This is a genomic window from Halobacteriovorax marinus SJ, assembly GCF_000210915.2.
GTDB lineage: Bacteria > Bdellovibrionota > Bacteriovoracia > Bacteriovoracales > Bacteriovoracaceae > Halobacteriovorax > Halobacteriovorax marinus.
Window position 1 is genome coordinate 2,820,499 of sequence record NC_016620.1, and the last position, 20,081, is coordinate 2,840,579.

At 35.3% G+C, this 20,081-nt stretch carries 18 protein-coding genes; 4 read left to right on the top strand and 14 right to left on the bottom strand.

The window, feature by feature from the left end; translation table 11 throughout:
• Together katG and BMS_RS13510 are read right to left on the bottom strand one after the other, a co-directional pair.
• Window positions 1-2,232: a catalase/peroxidase HPI gene (gene katG / locus BMS_RS13505; RefSeq protein WP_014245381.1), complete on the bottom strand. Its 2,232-nt coding sequence runs from the start codon at window positions 2,230-2,232 to the stop codon at window positions 1-3.
• Window positions 2,233-2,374: 142 nt separating this feature from the next.
• Window positions 2,375-3,121 carry an acyl-[acyl-carrier-protein] thioesterase gene (locus tag BMS_RS13510; RefSeq protein WP_014245382.1) on the bottom strand — a complete coding sequence of 249 codons (747 nt, stop codon included), beginning with the start codon at window positions 3,119-3,121 and terminating at the stop codon, window positions 2,375-2,377.
• Between the two features lie 78 nt (window positions 3,122-3,199).
• On the opposite strand from BMS_RS13510, the gene BMS_RS13515 reads away from it, so the two are divergent.
• Window positions 3,200-3,931, top strand: a complete 732-nt coding sequence (locus BMS_RS13515; protein ID WP_014245383.1) for a glutathione S-transferase C-terminal domain-containing protein — start codon at window positions 3,200-3,202, stop codon at window positions 3,929-3,931.
• On the opposite strand, the gene BMS_RS13520 is transcribed toward BMS_RS13515, so the two are convergent.
• Complete coding sequence (locus tag BMS_RS13520) at window positions 3,928-4,698, bottom strand: substrate-binding periplasmic protein (protein ID WP_157868289.1); 771 nt, start codon at window positions 4,696-4,698, stop codon at window positions 3,928-3,930. The genes BMS_RS13515 and BMS_RS13520 overlap by 4 nt on opposite strands.
• A 174-nt stretch (window positions 4,699-4,872) precedes the next feature.
• On the opposite strand from BMS_RS13520, the gene BMS_RS13525 reads away from it, so the two are divergent.
• Window positions 4,873-5,358 (top strand): hypothetical protein, encoded by a 486-nt coding sequence (locus BMS_RS13525; RefSeq protein ID WP_014245385.1) that lies wholly within the window; start codon window positions 4,873-4,875, stop codon window positions 5,356-5,358.
• Window positions 5,359-5,388: 30 nt separating this feature from the next.
• Here the strand turns inward: BMS_RS13525 and BMS_RS13530 are convergent, their stop codons facing one another.
• The 7 genes from BMS_RS13530 to BMS_RS13560 all read right to left on the bottom strand — a co-directional run bounded on the left by BMS_RS13530 (window position 5,389) and on the right by BMS_RS13560 (window position 13,455).
• Complete coding sequence (locus BMS_RS13530) at window positions 5,389-8,436, bottom strand: efflux RND transporter permease subunit (protein ID WP_014245386.1); 3,048 nt, start codon at window positions 8,434-8,436, stop codon at window positions 5,389-5,391.
• 3 nt (window positions 8,437-8,439) lie between these two features.
• Window positions 8,440-9,099 carry an efflux RND transporter periplasmic adaptor subunit gene (locus BMS_RS13535; protein ID WP_014245387.1) on the bottom strand — a complete coding sequence of 220 codons (660 nt, stop codon included), beginning with the start codon at window positions 9,097-9,099 and terminating at the stop codon, window positions 8,440-8,442.
• Complete coding sequence (locus BMS_RS13540) at window positions 9,099-10,394, bottom strand: TolC family protein (protein WP_014245388.1); 1,296 nt, start codon at window positions 10,392-10,394, stop codon at window positions 9,099-9,101. Before BMS_RS13540 ends, BMS_RS13535 begins: the two co-directional genes overlap by 1 nt.
• On the bottom strand, window positions 10,381-10,848 hold the full coding sequence (locus tag BMS_RS13545) for a MarR family winged helix-turn-helix transcriptional regulator (RefSeq protein WP_044557630.1): 468 nt from the start codon (window positions 10,846-10,848) through the stop codon (window positions 10,381-10,383). The genes BMS_RS13540 and BMS_RS13545 overlap by 14 nt, the downstream gene beginning before the upstream one ends.
• A gap of 119 nt (window positions 10,849-10,967) precedes the next feature.
• On the bottom strand, window positions 10,968-11,669 hold the full coding sequence (locus BMS_RS13550) for a substrate-binding periplasmic protein (RefSeq protein WP_162137853.1): 702 nt from the start codon (window positions 11,667-11,669) through the stop codon (window positions 10,968-10,970).
• A gap of 52 nt (window positions 11,670-11,721) precedes the next feature.
• Window positions 11,722-12,906, bottom strand: a complete 1,185-nt coding sequence (locus tag BMS_RS13555; protein WP_014245391.1) for a multidrug effflux MFS transporter — start codon at window positions 12,904-12,906, stop codon at window positions 11,722-11,724.
• Window positions 12,907-12,972: 66 nt separating this feature from the next.
• On the bottom strand, window positions 12,973-13,455 hold the full coding sequence (locus tag BMS_RS13560; RefSeq protein WP_014245392.1) for a DUF4442 domain-containing protein: 483 nt from the start codon (window positions 13,453-13,455) through the stop codon (window positions 12,973-12,975).
• Window positions 13,456-13,512: 57 nt separating this feature from the next.
• Between BMS_RS13560 and BMS_RS13565 the strand changes: the two genes are divergently transcribed.
• Both BMS_RS13565 and BMS_RS17135 read left to right on the top strand, forming a co-directional pair.
• On the top strand, window positions 13,513-14,409 hold the full coding sequence (locus BMS_RS13565; protein ID WP_014245393.1) for a hypothetical protein: 897 nt from the start codon (window positions 13,513-13,515) through the stop codon (window positions 14,407-14,409).
• Window positions 14,406-15,119 (top strand): phosphatase PAP2 family protein, encoded by a 714-nt coding sequence (locus BMS_RS17135; protein ID WP_157868291.1) that lies wholly within the window; start codon window positions 14,406-14,408, stop codon window positions 15,117-15,119. Before BMS_RS13565 ends, BMS_RS17135 begins: the two co-directional genes overlap by 4 nt.
• Here the strand turns inward: BMS_RS17135 and BMS_RS13575 are convergent.
• Genes BMS_RS13575 through BMS_RS13590 form a run of 4 tightly spaced genes read right to left on the bottom strand, consistent with a single transcriptional unit; the run spans window position 15,116 to window position 20,079 of the window.
• A complete protein-coding gene (locus tag BMS_RS13575) occupies window positions 15,116-15,499 on the bottom strand; it encodes a response regulator (RefSeq protein ID WP_014245395.1) in 384 nt (127 codons plus the stop codon). The two genes, BMS_RS17135 and BMS_RS13575, sit on opposite strands and share 4 nt — an antisense overlap.
• Window positions 15,480-17,000, bottom strand: a complete 1,521-nt coding sequence (locus tag BMS_RS13580; protein WP_014245396.1) for a sensor histidine kinase — start codon at window positions 16,998-17,000, stop codon at window positions 15,480-15,482. The genes BMS_RS13575 and BMS_RS13580 overlap by 20 nt, the downstream gene beginning before the upstream one ends.
• A gap of 8 nt (window positions 17,001-17,008) precedes the next feature.
• Window positions 17,009-17,476: an FmdB family zinc ribbon protein gene (locus tag BMS_RS13585; protein WP_014245397.1), complete on the bottom strand. Its 468-nt coding sequence runs from the start codon at window positions 17,474-17,476 to the stop codon at window positions 17,009-17,011.
• On the bottom strand, window positions 17,473-20,079 hold the full coding sequence (locus BMS_RS13590; RefSeq protein WP_014245398.1) for a SpoIIE family protein phosphatase: 2,607 nt from the start codon (window positions 20,077-20,079) through the stop codon (window positions 17,473-17,475). Before BMS_RS13590 ends, BMS_RS13585 begins: the two co-directional genes overlap by 4 nt.
• Window positions 20,080-20,081: the final 2 nt, after the last annotated feature.

Here is a 20,081-nt window from a genome sequence, read left to right on the forward strand (position 1 = left end):
TTATTTAATATCAAAGCGATCGAGCTGCATAACTTTTGACCACGCTTTAACAAAATCTCTTGCAAATTTATATTTAGCATCATCAGAAGCATAGACTTCTGCAATGGCCCTTAATTCCGCATGAGAACCAAATACTAAATCAACAGGTGTTCCTGTCCAAAGAACTTTCCCCGACTTTCTTTCAACTCCATTGTAAATTCCAGGAGTATTTGACTTTTCCCACTTTGTTCTCATATCGAGAAGATTTACAAAGAAATCATTCGAAAGAAGCCCAGGTCTCTTAGTAAAAACTCCATGCTTTACTCCATTAGTATTAGCATCTAAAGATCTCAAACCACCAATAAGTACCGTCATCTCTGGAACTGTTAGAGAGAGCATATTTGCTTTATCAACTAACATATAAGTAGGAGTTCTCATCGTTTCTTCTGTAAAGTAGTTTCTAAATCCATCTGCTAGTGGCTCAAGAACACCAAATGACTTCACATCAGTTTGTGCTTGAGTAGCATCCATTCTACCAAGCTTATATGGAACACTAATTCCTTTATAGCCTGCTTTTCTTGCAGAATCTTCAATAGCAGCTGCCCCACCAAGTACGATAACGTCAGCAAAAGAAACTTTCTTTCCACCAACTAAAGTACCATTAAACTCTTCATGAACTTCTCTAAGCTTTGCTAATACTTTTGTAAGCTCTTCAGGGTTATTCACTTTCCAATTTCTTTGTGGAAGTAAGCTTACTCTGGCACCGTTAGCACCTCCGCGCATATCAGTTCCTCTAAATGAAGCCGCTGATGCCCACGCAGTTCTAACTAGCTCTTGATTTGTAAGTCCTGATCTTAAAATAGATCTTTTTAAAGAAGCTACTTCTGATTTATTAATTAGCTTATGATTTCTTCTTGGAATAGGATCTTGCCAAGAAAGAATCTCCTTAGGCTTATCTTTACCTAGGTATCTCGCCAATGGCCCCATATCTCTATGAGTAAGTTTAAACCATGCTTTAGCAAATGCTCTTTCAAACTCTTTAGGATTCTTTCTAAAACGAGTTGTGATCTCTCTATAAATAGGATCTCTCTTTAATGCCAGGTCAGTTGTAAACATGATTGGCGCATGTCTCTTTCCTTCAATGTGAGCATCAGGAACTAGATTTGATGCATTCTCATCTTCAGGAACCCACTGAATTGCCCCAGCAGGACTCTTAGTTTGTTTCCAAGTAAATGCATAGAGATTATCTAAATACTGTGTCGTCCAAAGTGTTGGTGTTGCTGTCCATGCACCTTCAAGACCGGAAGTAATTGTATCTTCACTATGACCTTTACCACACTTATTGATCCAACCTTCGCCTTGCTTTTCAATACTCTCAGAACCTGGGTCTTTTCCGACACACTCTTCTACTTTATGAGCACCGTGGGCCTTACCAAAAGTATGTCCACCAGCAATTAACGCCGCTGTCTCTTCATCATCCATTGCCATTCTTCCAAATGTCTCTCTAATATCTTTTGCTGCTAATAGAGGATCTGGTACCCCATTTGGCCCCTCAGGATTAACATAGATAAGACCCATTTGAACTGCAGCCAATGGTCTTTCAAGCTTTCTATCACCTTCGTATCTCTTATCATCTAACCACTTAGTCTCTGGTCCCCAATATACTAGATCTGCTTCCCAATCATCTGTACGTCCACCGGCAAAACCAAATGTTTTAAATCCCATGTCTTCAAGAGAAACATTTCCTGTTAAGACCATTAGATCGGCCCATGAAATTTTCTTTCCGTACTTTTTCTTGATTGGCCAAAGGAGTCTTCGCGCCTTATCTAAGTTTGCATTGTCCGGCCAACTATTAAGTGGTTCAAATCTCTGTTGTCCACCTCCGGCGCCACCTCGTCCGTCCATAACTCTATACGTACCAGCACTATGCCAGGCCATCCTAATGAAGAAAGGACCGTAATGACCATAATCTGCTGGCCACCAATCCTGAGATGTTGTTAAAACTTTTCTAATATCTGCTTTAACAGCATCTAGGTTTAATTTTTTGAATTCCTTAGCATAGTTAAATCTCTTGTCCATTGGACTTGATTCTTTAGCATGCTGTCTTAGAGGGCTTAGATTAATCTGGTCAGGCCACCAAAATCTATTTGGCTTTGCTTCCCCTACTCCAAAATGGGAATCCATTTTCTTTTCAGGCGTAGAGCAACCTACTACTGAAAGTAGAGTGGCCATCAAGACGATTCTTGATTTCATACAAACTCCTTTTTATAGAATTAATTTTAAATTTTCTAAATGGTAGCTCATTTTTAGACTAAACATAGTAAATTTACTCTATCGGTTGATAGAAAAAATTTATCGGCCGATTAAAGTATTAAGATATCTTAATATGTTCATTTTAAGTGTCTGCAATTATATTGACATAGAAGATAGTAGACTGATCTGATCGGCGAATGCCTTTAAATTGTGTGTCATGTGCACTTTCATCTTTTGCACTACTGGCCCTGTAGATATCAATTTCATCTCCAAGGTGAGCTTCTTTTAAGAAGTTGATTTGATAATTTCTTAGCTTTGCACTCTTGTGTAATTCAATAGGTATTGAGTCTAAAACCCATTGAGTGTATTTCGTATTATTGACATGCATATTCAAATCAAGATCACTTATTCTAACTTTGATTTCATTAACAAGCTCAAAGTTATCGAGGACCTTAATTCTCTCGGCACAATAATCTAGTAGAGAATCTAATCTAGGGTTAATCTTTTCTATCGGAAAATCTGGTTTCTTTATTCTTCTTGTATCTCCACTAAGAATCATCCAAGCGGTTGAACAGCTCCCAACTTTCTCATCATTTAAGAAGAATTCAAACTCTCTAAAAGCATACATCCCTTGAGGAGTTCTCGACCATGTTTGAATTTCAATTTCATCATTCCACTTAGGAAACTTATTCATTCGAATCTCTTGTCTGACTAAAACCCAGAATGAATTAGAGGAGATCATCTCATCTAACCCAAACCCTGCTATCTCTGCGTGTAACGTTGCTATGTCTTGAAGATAGCCAAGTAATCCAAATAGACCAAGCCGCTTATTGATATTTACATTGCTTATACTAACTTGATATTTCTTTTTAAATACAGGTGATTTCATAGCTCTATTTAATCAAAGACTTAAGTAAATGTCCTTAATTTTTCTTGTTTAGAATTAGAGATACTATATAATCTAAATATGAATAAGAATAAGTTAATACTTTGGTTTGGAGACTCTCACGTTGAGACAATCTCTGTTCGCTGTCACTTTATTATTAGACTGCTCAGTTATTGTGAGATTGATTTTGATGTTCAATGGGTAAAGCTTCCTGAGCAAGCAAAGAAATTAGATATAGAAGCCAAAACAATTCCGATCTTAGATATGGGCGGTAAGAAATTAACTTGTCCTGAAATTATAGAGTATTGTCGTAAGCATATTAATAAAGTGGAAAAGGATCTTATATTTCCGGACTATAGCTTAGTTCAAACGATTACATTTCAGTGGGCAACAACTACACTGCTTGGACTATATGTAAACTATGTCTACACCTGTGAAGAAACAAGAAAGAGATTTTTTAAAGATTTCAAATCGACTCACTCAGAGATTAAAGATAGCGACCTCAATCAAATTTCTCAACTTATGTCCCAATGGGTAGACCACTGCTCTAGTATTAATATTCCTCGAGTAGAGTATGATAATCATGTCTTTAAACTTATTGAGCATTTTGATAATCAATTAAAAGATCATGAGTTCTTTTTTGGAGATACTGTTTCTACTACAGATATTGCAATCTTTAGTTTTATCTTTTTAATGTGCAATCCACATATTCATAAATTTAAAGAGAAAGTGAGGCAGTCAAATAACTTATTTAAGTGGTGTAAACGTATGGATCATCTTACTCAGCATGAGTTTAGAAAATATAGAATTTAGAGATTATACTTACTTTTAAGTTTTGAAATTACACCTTTTTTAGTTAATTGCTCATACTCACGATCAATTAGTTTCTTTAACTCTTCCGAGAATTTGTTCTGCCTATTAATAAGCCAGTAGAAATTTTCCTTCTTGGCCCCTTTTATTTCTGAATATGCAATATCTGTATACTCTTTATAGTTAGGTAACTCTCGTTTTAAAACCTCTAATCTCGTTAAGCCTACTTTACATCTTCTCTCACTTACAAGATCAATGATTCTTCCTAGCGCCTTAGAAAGCTTCTTTACTTCCTCGTTAGGAATTCCAAAATTTGTATACGTATATCCAGTCTGCCCACAAATTGGCTGACTTGAGACAATCTGTTTGGCAGTCTTATCTCTTAAACTTGCTTCGAAGCTTTTATGAAAGAAATATGCAGGAGTCATTGTATATATTGGAGTAGTAAGTAAGTAGTCTCTTCTTCTTTGCTCATTGGAAGCAGCATCTAATACAATGTCGACTCCGCCCTCAATAGCTTCCTTTAAACATCTTTGCCAAGGCTTAACAACAAATTTAAACTTAATTCCAACACGAGAAAATACAGCTTCTGCCACATCTCGATTAAAGCCAAGAACATCAAACTCTCCTGTTGCTGAGTCTCTTACTGGACTAGAATAAGGAAGCCACCCAGTATCCTCTGCGCAAATATTGATCACCTTTTCAATCTTAGGAGAATCCTTCTGAGCGAACCCAGATGAAGAACTTAGAATTAAGGTTAATATAAACAATAAGTTAAAGTGCAAAGCATACCTGTAAAATAAATTACTAAATAAATCTATTGTACTTCAATTTTATCTTTCTACTACCTCAAATTATAAATAAATATAAACTTTACCCATCTGCTCGAAATTCTTTACCAAACCAAAATAAAACCTTAATTTTTCCTCACAAGGAGAAATAATATGAGACATATATTAATGGCGATTATGCTATATTCATCATTTGCCAGTGCTTCGGAAGTAGCCCCTCAAGCAAATGACATGAAATTTGTAACAGATTTTACTAACTTTGCTTGTAAGAGCTTTAGAGATAAAGTCGATGCCCCAAATGAATTAGCAGAGCTTGAAGTGGAATTTACTAATTTAGGAATTTCAAGTTCAACAAGAAGAGCAATTATTGACGTAAAAACTCTTGATGGAGAATGCCTCTACTCAGCTGACTACTCGAGAAAGAAAGGTGAGACTATTCTTACTTTTGAAAACTCATACATGACTAATACACCAAAGTGTCTTGAGGTTAAGAAAAATCTTGATGAGATTATGTCTGAAGGTTTCAGATATAGAATCAAGTACAATGCATTTATCTCAATGCTATTTCTAAAAAAACTTTCTGGTCAATGTGACGACGTTAGTGGAAATCATTTAATTGAATTTCAGTGGATGCTATAAAAAAAGGGCCCTAGATGGGCCCCCTTCCTTCTAAGATATCACTTCTTTATTTCGAAACTTTGCAATTAAATTCTTAACTTTATAAACCAAGTAATGAACTATTGGTACTAAGAAGTAAGTGAAGATAATTGATCCAATCATACCACCGATGATTACTGCCCCCATTGCTGACTTGATTTTATCTAGAGCAAAGAGCTGCGGTAGAGTACCAGCGATAATAGCAATTGATGTCATAAGAATTGGCTTAAGCTTCTCTTTGGCTCCTAGCCAAATTGCTTCTCGAACTTCTATTCCTTCAGCTATTTTCTGTTGAGCATATTCAATCATTAAGATCGCATTATTAACTGCTAGACCAACAACCATAACCATCGCCATCATAGATCCAATATTCACCGTTTGATCTGTATAGAACATCAGCGCGAATGATCCTAAGAATGAAGTTAGAATCGCTGATCCAATTGAGATTGGAAAAACAAAAGAATCTAAAACTGCAACAAGTAGCATATAAGTTAAGATAACTGCCAGCATAAAGGCCTTACCTAACTCCTGTGATGATTCAGCTTGGTTTTCAGCATTTCCTGTATAGGCGTATTCTACAGATTCAGGAAGATCTAACTCTGAAAATTTCTTAGTGAGCTCACCCATCACTGTACCTGTATTCGACTTTGCGAGATAACCATTGAGCTGAATGATACTCTTCTTATCCCTTCTCTTTAAAGGAGAAGTAGCCTCAGTAAATTCAACCTTACCAAGTGAAGCGATTGGAATTAATCCATCTTTTCCATGAATAAGGAACGAATCAAAGTCTTCAACATTTTTCTTAAAATCATCTCCAAGAGTGATGTTGATATCATATTCCTCACCCTCTTCTTTATAAACAGAGTCATCATTACCATTAACGAGACCTCTAATCACTTGCCCAATTTGAACATTTGAAAGACCTTGCCTGATAATCTTTGAAGCATCTGGGTTAAACTGAACTTCCATTTTTGGAATTCTATAAGAGCTTTCAATAGAACCAAAGTAGCCACTATTGGCCATAATCTCTTTCATTTTCTCAGAAGCTTTAGCCATTTCTTCAAAATTACGTCCAGTAACATCAATTGTAATATCCCCTTGACCACCTGAACCAGAGTCCCCCCCAGATAATGTGACTTCAGCTTCAGGAATTTTTGCTAAATCAATGAGAAGCTCGGCCATAAGAACGTCGTAACTCTTCTCTCTAGACTCAGCAGGAGTTAAGCTAACAGTTACTCTCGCCTTCTCCTCACCATCATATCCAATATCAGAGAGAGTACTTGTAACTTCAGGATATTCTTTTAGTAGTACATCAATCTTGGCAACAACTTCACCAGTTTTCTCAACAGGTGTCCCATCAGGCATAACAACAGTCACTGTATACTCATCTCTATCCGACTTTGGAACAAATTCAGAACCGAGCTGTCCAGCAGGAACTACGATTGTGAAAAATACGGCTAATGAAAGAATTGTCGCTGTAATTGGCCAGTCCATCATTTTATCAAAGAACCATTTATATTGAGTTGTAATCCAAGCGATTACTCTATCAGTTATTTTAGCAATAAAAGGAAATGGTCCCTTTAACCTTGAAGGATCCTTTAAGAGTATTGAACAAAGCATTGGAGTAAGTGTCACAGATGCCATAATAGAGAAGATTGTTGCATAAACAACAGTCATACCAAATTGAACCATGAATTGACCTACAATACCTCCCATAAATGCAAGTGGCGTAAATACAACAAGGTTAGTCCCAGAAGAAGCAAAGATAGCAAGAAGAACTTCCTTAGTTCCATCAATTGAGGCAAGTTGTGGGTCTTTTCCCATTTGAAGGTGCTTATAAATACTTTCAATAATAATCAGAGCATTTGCAATTAGTGTCCCTAAACAAGTCCCAAAAGCAAGTAGAGTCATCATATTAATTGAAAAGTCAGACATATCCATAATAAAGAATGTCGAGATAATCGATGTTGGAATAACGACAGCTGCAATGATTGCACCTCTCCAATCACCTAAGAAAACCAAGAGAATAATAATTGTAAGAACAACACCTAGAAGAATACTGTTAATTGTTCCAACTGTATTATCAACTGTAACCCTAGTTGTATCAACAGCAATCTCTAACTTCATTCCCTCTGGTAACTCTTTTTTAATGACTTCTAAGTCACTTTTTAAAGTTCCAACGATTTTTACAGCGTCACCATCAGATAGTTTCTTAACAGCAATACCCACTGTGTCCTTTCCATTGAATCTTGCAATAGAGTCAACATCTTTATAACTATCACTTACAGTACCTACTGATGAAAGCTTTATAGTTCGTCCCTCTCTTGAGACAATTGAGAGATTTTTAATTTCTTCAACACTTTCAAATTCACCAACAAATCGAACACTTACTTTTGAGTCTTTTCTATTTATTGACCCACCTGGAACATTTAAGTTCTTGCTCGAAACAGAATTGATAACGTCTTCAATCGAAAGATAATTTTGAATCATTAAATTATTATCTAACTCAACATTAATTTGTCTCTCTCGACCACCAAAGACATCGACAGTCGCAACACCATTAATCGCAGATAACCTTGTTTTTAGTTTTTTATCTGCATATTCAAAGAGTTCTGTAAGATTATGCTTATCACTCATTAAAGCGAGAGTTGCAATTGGTTTAATTAAAGGGTCAAATTTTGCAATAATTGGTCTATCGGCTCCACTTGGGAAGTCGTTCATTATTGCTTCAACTTTATCTTTAACCTCAATCGACTTAATATTAACATCTGCTTCGATTAAAAATTCAATTATAACAACACCGTAACTATCTCTCGCCTCAGAAGATATCTTCTTAATTTGAGAAATCTCAGATACGGCATCTTCCACTCTTTTTAAAACCTGAGTTTCAATCTCTTCAGGAGAGGCTCCACCATAGGTTGTCTGTATTGTGATAATTGGAAACTCAATTTTAGGAGTAGGTTCAATAATTAAATTCCCTATTGACACAAGTCCCATCACCATAAATATTGCAATAAAGATAATCGTCGTTGCGGGACGCTTTACAAATATTTCAATCATAATTTACTCCACTCTCTTTACGACAAGTACTTTCTGTTGATCTTTTAAGTACCTTTGGTCACTAATCACAATTTCATCACCGACCTTTACGCCCGAAGATATTGCGTAATAGTCGTCATTATTCCCACCTAGAGAAACAAACTTTTTAGAAATTTGATTATTCTTAACAATATAAAGGTGTGGTTTACCACCTCTAGTAGATACAGCTTCTCTCTTAACAACTACTGATCGGTCCAAGTGTCCTATTTCCACTTGAACAACCACAGATTTAGATGTCACAACATTCTTTGAAAAAGTGATTACAATTTCAAATAGCCCAGAAAGTTCATCAACTTGATTAGAGATGAAAGTAACCTTTCCATTGTAAATTGTATTATCCTTAGTAATTCTTGCAATTGCTCCAACACTAAGTTTAGAGGCAATCCTTGGTGCAACTAAAGACTTTACTCTTCTTCCAGTTGTTCTAAGCCCAGTCACAGCAATAGTATCTGAAAGTGATCTCTCAACTGCTTTCTCTGTGTAAACAGGTGTTCCACTCTCTTGCCAGTATCGATAGAGAGTCGGCACATCTTTATTCTTAGCAATCTTCACCTGCTCACCTTTCCAGATGAGACTCCCAGCGTAGATGGCACCAATTATTAAAAGAAATAATATTCTCTTCATTACTCACCCCTCTTCGAGCTTTCAGTCTTAATTCTTTGAATATCAACCATAGTGTTTAAAAGCTCTAGCTTTGTACCTGCGTAGTTAATTTTATTATTTGTCAGAAGAAGTTCACTATCGTTTAGCTGAAGTTGAGAAACTCCACCTGTAGCGAAAGCACCTAGAGAAACTTTATAAGATGACAAAGCCAGCTCAATAGCACGTAACTCAGATTCTAACTTTCTCTCTAAACTTTCTTTTTGACGATAAAGCTTAAGTAACTTCACTCTTTGGTTTCTTGTTTCCATATCCAGTTGAAGCTTAGCGATTCTTGATTGTGTCTTCTTAATCTGGACAGCATCATTTAGTGATCCACCAAATGGCCATTCAAAAGTAAACATCACCCCAAAAGTTAAATCTTTTTGGTCTTTGATTTTGTCCCCAAGAAATCCATCTTTATAGTTAGATGGTGTGAAGTTTGCGAACGCACTAAGGGTTGGCATTCTATTTGATCTTTCATTATCAACTGCCAATTCGCTTAACTTTAAATTCTCAGTCAATATTTTAATATCTATATTATTCTCAACAGTACTTAGCCCATCGTCTTCACTTAATGAAACTTTTCTAAGCGAATTAACTTCAAGATTAAGTTCACTACTCTCTGGAATATTGATAAAGTTCATTAAATCAAATTTAGCAATATTAAGATTTTTTTCAGAATCTATAAGTAAAGGCTTTCTACTTGCAACATCTGCCTGCATCTTCAAATTATCGTTACGACTTATTCTTCCGTAGGCAACTCTTTTCTCTAAAGTCTTCTTATTCTGATTTGCATTTTCAAATGACTCTTTTGAAACTCTTAGAATATCACTACTGAAAAGAACTCTATAATATAGTTTTCTTGCAGTATTTACGATATCAGCTTTAGTAGCTAGTGCTTGAGATTTACTTATCTTCTGACTAACTTTAGCAATATCAATTGCACTACTTATTTTTCCAAAAGTATAAATGGGCTGACTCACACCAATAGTCGCTCTCTCATTCCAATCATAAGCATTAGGAGCAGCATTCCCTCTTCCAGAAGATTTTTGCACCTGCGCTTGTATTGATAGAGTAGGAAGAAGAGATGATGTTGCAGCATCAATTTTAGAGTTAGCAATTTCAATCTCTGCTTGTGAGATCCCCATGGCCTCATTTCTTTTCAAGGCCATCTCTATAACCTTTGCTTCATTTAAGTTCACAACTTGAGCAAAACTAAGTGGACTCAAAGCAAAACTCGTAATGCATATAAGAGATTTAAATTTATTTCTCATCATGTACTCCCCCTTTTTTCATACACGATTCAATATATTCTAATTGTTCTAGTAACTTCTCTTTCTCTTCCTTAGAGAATTTTTCAAGAATATCTTCTGTCATTCTGAAATACTTAGGAGATATTTCGTTTAAAACCACATGGGCCTTCTCTGTAAGAAGAAGAACTTTTGCTCTTGAATCTTCAGGATCGACTCCCCTTTGAATGTAATTTGATGATTCAAGTCTTGCGATTAGTCCTGAGATATTTGCTTTAGAAACACATAACTCCTCAGCTATCTCAGTTGCCTTCAAACTATTCCCATCAGCATATTTAATAACAAAGAGAACATCTAATTGAGGCTTAGTCAGAGAGTACTTCTCTACTGAGCCGGTAATCATTTTTTCCAAAAATCTAATTGAGCGGGCCATAGCTCCAATAATGTTGATGTCTACGCCCTCGATTTTAATTTTACTCATAGTCACACCTTAGTTAACATATTAACTACATAGTTAACATATTTACTAATTTGAGACAATTTAATTTACATGTTAACTAAGTTAACAATTTAAAATTTCGTTAGATTTCAAGTAGTTAGCTAAAATAAATCTTCTAGACTCTCATATTGGTTTGATTTGATCACTTTTTCATTGGCCTGCTCGAGTGCTGACTTAATCTCATTGGAGATACCTTTTCTTAAGTGAATCCAGTTTTTCTGCTCATTGAGCATGAAGGTATTAAAGCTCTTCTGAGCATCTAATTTATTTTCAGAAATAAAGTACTTAAATGCCGCAGATGATATGACCACAATATCAACTCTATTTAGTAAGAGCATCTGTAATGCTTTACTATAGTCTTGCATAAAAACTGTTCCAGGCTTCTCTAGTGCATCAAACCCAGGTGAATACTTCGCACCTCTAATAAATGCAATTTTTCTAGAACCTATATCGGATAGTTTCTTTATCTGAATATCTTTAAGCGAAACAAGATAATTTATATTTCCAAGAGTTGGAGTAAGCTGGTCAAAGTCTTTCTTATATTTAGAGGATGGATAGAAAATCGCCATATCCATTTCTCCGTCCTTTAAGAGCTTAATCGCTCTCGCATACGGAACTAAAGTATAAGTGAATTCAAGATTAGATTCTTTTTCAATCTTCTTACAGAGATTATAAACGAGCCCATCCAATTTCCCATTCTCATTAATATAACTAAATGGAGCGACATCAAATAAAGCTACGCGTACCTTGCTATGGGCTTCGAATGATATCAAAGAAAAGAGTAAGATTAGTATGGCCTTCAATTTAATTCCCGAGAAAACTTTATTTAAGACTATCACAGGCATGTGCTATTTACTACATGCATAATTTCTTCTCATAAGACCTAAGTCCAAAGAAGTAAAATGAGAAAGTAAGGGCATTAAAAGTAAATAATGTTAGTACCATAGGCCATGCTGTTCCATTGGCAAAAATAGTCACTAACACAGACCCTAAAGAAGATATGCTAAATTGAATACTCCCCATCATCGCGGAAGCAACCGCCGCTCTTTCGTGCTGAAACTCCAGAGCCTTCGCAGTAATATTTGGAATAATAAAACCAATTGAAGCAATTGAGCAAAATAGTGGGATTAAAAAGTAAATAAGATCAAGATGTAAACCAATTGAGATTAACGTACAAGCAGCAGCGACAATCGCAAAAAATATAGCTTTCTCTAAAATTGAATCAATTGAATAATGATTTAATAATCTAGCATTTATTTGAGAACAAATAATAAAGCCAAGTGCATTTGAGCCAAAGATGATTGGATATGCAGTTGCCGACACTTTAAAAATATTTAAAAATATAAATGCACTACCAGCAATATAAGAAAACATCCCCGCAGTTATTGTTCCACAAACAAAGCTCGCCATAAGGAACTGTCTATCTCTTAACAACTCATAGTAATTTACAAATCCTTTTTTAATTGGAACAACGACTTTAAGAGACTCTGGGATTTTAACTATTGAGCCCAATAGAGTCACTGCACCAAATACTGCTAAGAAAATAAATAACATTCTCCAAGTCGAAAAGAGCAATATCTGTGTTCCAAGTAAAGGTGCGATGATAGGTGCGACACCCATAACGAGAATAATTAAAGAGAATACTTTTGCTGCATCTCTTGGTTCATAAAGGTCTCTAATAATGGCCCTAGTGATAACCATTCCAACACAAGACCCAAGAGCTTGGATAAAGCGTAAAATAACGAGAGCTTCTAGAGATTTAACCATTGAAATGAAAATAGAGGTAATTATAAAAATGGTGATACCAATTAGGAGTGGTTTCTTTCTCCCAAACCTGTCAGATATTGGTCCATAAATTAATTGTCCAATTGAGAGTCCTGCCAAGAAAGATGTTAGAGAGTACTGTATATCTTCAGTTGGGACGAGTAGATCTTTACCTATTTCAACAAAGGCCGGCAGATAGAGATCAATAGTCATGGGTCCAAAGGCAGCCAATGCACCTAGTATAAGCAAAAGTGATTTTTCAATTGTTCTAGACATATTGCAAGACTACTCCTATAAGCCGGGCAATACTAGGTAAATAAAGTTAAATTTTGATGATAAAAATTAGACTTTCTTAAACAGTTTCTTAGCATCCTTTCTTCTGACATAGAGAACTTTGTTTACAGACGCTACGACTTTATTTTCACTATCAATTATTTCGACCGTGTACTCAGGCTCATAACTGAAATTATTAAGGCAAGCTTTCCTAATAGATTCTATTTCTTCTAAAGAAACATAGAACTTCGCGCGAACCTCTCCCTTAGCTGGTCGCAGATAATTTATAGAAGCACTTTTATCCCATACTATATGCTCATCTTTTAAATGATGAAGTAAAATAAACATCAGAAAGGGATCGCACATTGAGTAAAGAGAGCCTCCAAAGTGGCTCCCTACATAATTTGTATTGTAGAATCTCTGCTTCATTCTTGTCTCAACTTCAGTGAAGTCTTCACTTATACTCTTGACGTAAACTCCTGCTCCTAAATAAGGTGGCCAAAACTTTATTAATTTTAATATCTTACGTGGTTCAATAAAATTAATCAGCATTCCTTTCTACCCTTATTTAATATTCCAATTCCACAATAAACTTACTATAATTCGTGCATGAAATTTATAATCGCTTTCTTATTTATTATACATGCAAATGCATTTGAACATCTAAGTATACACCCTTATCTAAAAAAAGGGCAAAGTGCTCTCATTCTCTCAACAGGAACTTGGGAAGACGAGAAAACTTATGAGAAAGACAGTGACATTATAGATATGAGTGAACAGAAGGGTTATGTTCAGACTCTTAACTATAAAAAAGCTTTCAGCAACCAGTTTACTTTTGCTATTGAATTACAATTATTAGTTGATGGAACTTACTCAGAAAACTATTCAGGCAGTCTTTCACATATCCCAGATAAGAAGCAAAGTAGCCATGGCCCAAGAGAGCCACTTTTTAAAGGTTACTACTGGCTAGACTATCCTGGTAAAGAATTTAAGCACGCTTTTCTCTTTTCGCTGAGACCAAAAATTATCGAACCTAAAGCACATGAGTTCTTTACTGGTAGAAATGAACTCTCATTTAGTTACCTTTATAGATACCAACGAAGTAACTTTGAAGTAGCAGGAGATATTTATTCTACTATCTTTGGAAAGAAAGAAGTGAGACTAGACTCTGGTGCTGAAGATACAATTGAAGCTTTCACAGAAGTTGGTCTCAGATTTAACCCTGGATTAATTTTTGAGAGATTCTCTATTCACGTACTCTCTGCCTACTCTTCAATGACTGATTACAACACTAAGAATAGCTACTTTAGTCGCTATAGTGACAAGGGTTATGCTGTAGAGATTGGCCTAAAAATCAATTTTAAAATTTCAAACTCTCAAGGAATCTCATGGTTCTATTTAAATAGAGAATCATACTTCAACTCAATTGAAGAGGACCTCTCTAGGGCCATAGAATATGAAATAGACAGTGATGAACACAGATTAAGCTGGTGGTTAATATTTTGATAAAAACTTTTCTAATTATTTTTACATTAATATTCTCGATTTCAAGTCTTGCAAAGAAAAGATCGTGGTACAGCGATTTCGCAAGCCCAATTACTACTGACGCAAAATATATTACAATGAGTGGTGCAGCCGCGACGCTAATGGTTTATGCAAATAAGTCTAGTAGAACTTATCGCAAGAGAGAGTCACTAAAAGAAGCTCAACCATTTGGGAAGTACGGAATTATTGGGGATATCGCAGGACAAGGTTTTTTAAATACTTTCTATGCACTCGCCTACTTGGGACATGGTTACTTTGGAGAAAGTAATGAAAGTATGCAAAATGGTGAGCATATGGCCAAGGCTTCGATTTACTCAACCTCTCTCATTGTTGTTGGTAAGTTACTAGTAAGTGAAAAGAGACCTGGATATCCTGACGATGACGATTCATTCCCTTCTGGACATTCTGCTGCTTCATTTGCTTTTGCTTCTGTTGTAGCCGCTAGACATGGTTGGTACTGGGGCGGCGCTGCTTATGGACTAGCCGGTTTCATCTCAATTAGCCGAATTAATGATGACTTTCACTACCTGCACGATGTGGTTCTAGGTGCGACAATTGGAGCCGCTTACGGATGGGGTACCTACTATAACTATAAGGATGGTATGCCCTACTTCTTCTCCCCAATCATCGTAGATGATGGAGGAGGAATAAATGTGAGTTGGAGTTTTTAGATATCTAGAATAGTACCAATCTTTTCCATAAGCTTTTGACGATTAAAAGGCTTTACTAAGATATTCTTCACCCCTAGCTTCATTGCAAATAAGGTTTCCTCTTTAGTTAAACACCCAGAGATTAACAGTACTTTTACCTTTCCAAGCTTAAATGATTTTTTCAAGTTCTCTATAAATTCAAGCCCTGTACGATTAGGCATAGATTTATCTACAATGATTAAGTCAAACTCTTGATTATTTAACTTCATCATACCTTCGAGGGCATCTTTAGCTAGAACAACATTACTGAAGCGAGAAGACATATCTAGAAAAATCTTAATGATTTTACAAATTTTCTCTTCATCATCAATCACAAGAACACTAAACTTCTTCTTCTTCATGACCTTCTCCAGCAGCAATTGAAAGACTTGTTAAAACACTCTCTTTATCCAGAGGTAAACTTACATAACCTTGGATTCCTTTAATTTTCTTATCTTCTTCACTCGCAATTAGGTAAAATTCAATCTTCTCATTTAAAGAAGAAACTTTTTTAATATCTAGCTTTGAGTGTAGATTCTTACTAATAATTATTTTATCAATTTCAATATTCTCTAGAAGGTCTAGAGACTTTGAAGCACTTCTTGAAACAATAAATGAAGTTCCTCTTTCACCATTTAGAGCAATGAAGAAATTTAAATGATCATAGTCCTCATCTAAAACAAGGACTTTAGTTGTAGAAGATGTATCAATATTAGAGATCTTAGCTTGAATCTCTAGATAATTACTAATTTCAGCAGATGGAAGCTCTATTATAAAAGAGCAGTGCTCTTTCCTATTCTCACCCAACTTTATTGAACCCTGATGCTCATCAATAATCTGAGAGGATAGTGAAAGACCCATACCTGTTCCCTCTCCTAGTTCCTTTGTTGTAAAGAACGGATTAAAAATACTTTCTACATTCTCTTTATCAACTCCATTTCCACTATCAATGACTTCTATAGTAAATGAATCACTTTCTTCTCTTGAGGAGGCCTTAATAGAAACCTCTTTCTTCTTATTATTTGATTGAACAACAGAATCTAGCGCATTTTTTAAAAGGTTTACAAGAACTTGCTCAATGGCCAATTCATCGACATAGGCCGAGATATCAGTGCTTGAATCAATTAATAAACTCACACTCTGTCTCTCATACGACGACGCGACTAGACTGACTGATGATTCAATTAAGTTTTTTACAGAGACAAACTTCTTCTGTTTAACTCCTTCATGAATAAACTTCTTCATATTAAGAGTTATTTTATTAATTCTTAGAAGTGAGTTCTGTATATTGGAAATTGATTCCAGTATATCTTCCTTAGATTCAACACCTACTTGCTCGGCCAATAATATCTCTAAGATTTCAGTGTTCCCAGAGGCGATTGTTAAAGGATTACTTATTTCATGGGAAATTCCCGCTGACAGCTCTCCAATACTTTTCAATTTATCTGCATGAACTAATTGCTTATAAGAAACCTTTAGTTCCTCAACTTGCTTTCGGTATTTGTCGTAAATAGATTTCTCTATTGAGAGATCATTAAAGCAAATTAAATACTCCTCATCAGACACCTTATTAATTTTCACTACACAATTTATAATATCACTAGATTGGTGGAATTGAATTTCTCCTTCTTTACTAACAAAAGGATGTCCTGAAGACAGTACTTCTTCGAAGTGCGAGATTAAATCGATTCTCTTATCTACGGAAGTAAACAAATTTGAAATATCTTCTATTTTCTTAATCTTTCTCGGGGAAAGACCTGAGAATGTTGAAAAGTAATGATTATAATAAACTAATTGCTTAGATTGATTTACAATAATTACTGGTTCAAATAATTGATCTAAATAACTCTTATCTTCTCTCATAATCTGCTCTACTTTATAAATTGAAAATACTGCTCTTCAATAGCATCAAACTCCATTTCATCACTTCCGCAATCAGGACACTTTACGGCCGGTGCACTTAATCCTTTTACGTCAGATACTTTTAAGTGCATTTTAAATTCTTTATCACAGTCCTCGCAATAGTAAGGAGCATAGAATGACTCTACAGTTGCACCCTCTCTAATGAACCCATGTACCATATTGATCTGCTCTATAATGATTTGACGACAATTTCTATAAACAAGTACAGAGTCCTTATCAACAGACTCAAGAAAGTTAACCCACTCTCTTATTCCGCAAGAGTTTATTAAAGACACTTTCTCAAAGTCGAAAATAACTTTCCCTTTAATCTTTCCATCAAGCTCCGAGAAATTAGAATCCTCATCAATCAAACCTTCAAATGAAATCAAGAGGCCATCCCCCTCTTGTCCTATTGTTATCTTTAATCCTTCGCTCATACCTTTTCCTGTTCTTCAAAATAATGAAAAGAAGTTATCCTTTCTTTATATGTTTTAAATCTCTTATTTTTTTCAATTATGCATATGACTTCAGTACTTACACCAGGTCTTCTCCTGACAATAAACTGATTAGAATATGAAAAAGCTAGAAATAATCCTAACCCTGCTCCTCCATTCTTATTTTGATGTTCGCGCTCCCTAAAGCTTCTTTCCAAATTAGAAACAATAACTTCTCGATCTAGACGACCAGTAAAATCAATCACACAGATTGCAATAAACTCTCTTCCAACTGCAAGAGAATAGTCTATATGCTCATCCTCTCCTAAGAGTGGAGATGACTGACGATCCATTTCTGAGCGCTCATTGAAGACACTGCCTTTTCCTGAGTGGTAAAGTGCATTTGTAAGTAATTCATTACTAATGATCTTCAAGTAATCAATTGGACTTTCAAAGTATCCATCAGCATCAAGAGTCCCAAGTAAATTATTGATCTTCTCAAAGTCTGACTTCTCACGAACTGTTGTATTGTGAAAATGAGCTTCCCCTAGATACTCTCCAAGAGAGAGCGATTCTTTGTAATTTTCAATATTGTGTTGAATTTCATGAACGAGGTGCGGAGAATTTCTTCCAACAAGATGATTAATGCTTTCATTCTCTTTTAATATAGAGATATTCTCGCAGTCCTCCCTAGAGGAAATAAAAACAAATCTAGAATCATTTATAACTTTATCAGTTACGTACTTCTTACATTCTTCTTTAAGATTTTTATTAAGTAGAGTTTTCAATTCAGAATCATCAATATTACCACTCTTTGTGGCTTCCTCTTTCTTAATATCTTCAGACTTTACACTTACTATTGTAACATCATCATCAATTGGAATATCTCCATAGAAATCAAATGCACCACTGACAATATTATCCCTGAACACATCATTAGCTTCAGCTATATTTGCATTAAGACTCTTTAAGAATCTTCTCTGCCCATAGTCACGATCTTCACTATTTTTTGACTCTAGAATTCCATCTGTAAATAGAAGGACTCTTTCAACTTCACTAATATCAATGCTATCTACTTTATAATCCCCAAATCCCTTGTGCCCAAGCCTTGGGCCATTACTTCCTAAAAGCGGCTTAAAGTTGTTCTTAGCATTTACGTCGTAATCAAAACCCCTATAGAGAGGAGGATTGTGAGAAGCATTAGAGTAGAGAACCTCTCCCCTCTCCTTATCAAAGACACAGCAAAATGCGGTCATCAACATCTTACCTTCTAAGCACTGAATGGAGCGGTTCATGAACTCGAGAACTTTCTCTGGAGAACGAATAATACTTTCATCGCCTTGCTTCAAGTTCTCTAGACAACAATGGGCCGTAGCGGTTAGTAGTGCTGCAGGAACTCCATGTCCAGTAGCATCGGTAATCACAACTGTGAGAAATTTATCACTCTCATAATATCCCCACCAATCTCCACCACACTCACTAGCTGGTTTATAAAAAGAGGATATATTGAAAGAGTTTAGGCCTAAGTTCTCATTTGGAAAATATGTAGATTGAACATACTTAGCCGTCTCAATTTCATTTTCAAGACGTGCCTTCTCTTTCATCTCATCCATATAGCGAAGAATTTCTTCACTCATATAATTAAATGAATCTCCAAGTGCTCCAATTTCATCCCTAGAACTAATCTCGGCCTTTTTCGTAAATTCACCTTTTGAGATTGAAAGTGTTAAATCATATAATTTTTCAAGTGGAGATGTTAGCGATCTCGAAAACAAAAGAGCAATAAACCCTGAAAGAGAAAGCAGAACAAGACCAAAAATCTTAGATTTCCCTAATAAGTACTCATTAACCTTATAAGCTTCTTTTTTTGAAATTTCAGAAATAAATATTAATTTAAATTTCGCATCGATAATATACGATAGGATTTTTGGTTCAACTGTATCAACTTCAATTGTGGCCTCTTTTAGAGACTTTTCTTTTATCTCATCGAAGTAATTTTTAGATATATCACCAAAGAAAGCAGTTCCATCAGGATTAAGTATATAAGAGTCATATTGAGAGAATGAAGATAGGATACTCTCTAAGTAATTTGTACGTAAGAACATTACTAAATTAAGAGAATTCTCCTTATTGAAGTATTTTAATACTAAGTAGCTCTCCAATTGATCTTTGAAAATTATGAAGCCGTTTATATCTTGAATATTGAGACTGCCTACTATTCTCTTGTACTCCTCCACAGAATGACCTAAGTTTTCAATTTGGCTTTGATTGTAGAACGAGCTCTTTTGCTCTCCATCTTTATAAATATCTAGATGTAGAACATCTTGGTAATTACCAAGAATATCCCCTACTTTTTCAATTGGCATGTAACTTAAAATTTGTAACTTATCAAAAGTGGAAGATAGATAATTAGATACTCGATTATTGAAAGAGAGATTGGCCTCACTACTATTTCCATAGATATAAGCCGACTTATCTTTTTCAAATAAGTTAAGAGCAAAGATTGCATAGAGAGAAATAGAACTCACCAAAAGAGCTGCCATTATCACAACTAGCTTTATCTTTAGAGGAAAAACTACCCTTCTACTCAAAAATGCCTCACTCATTT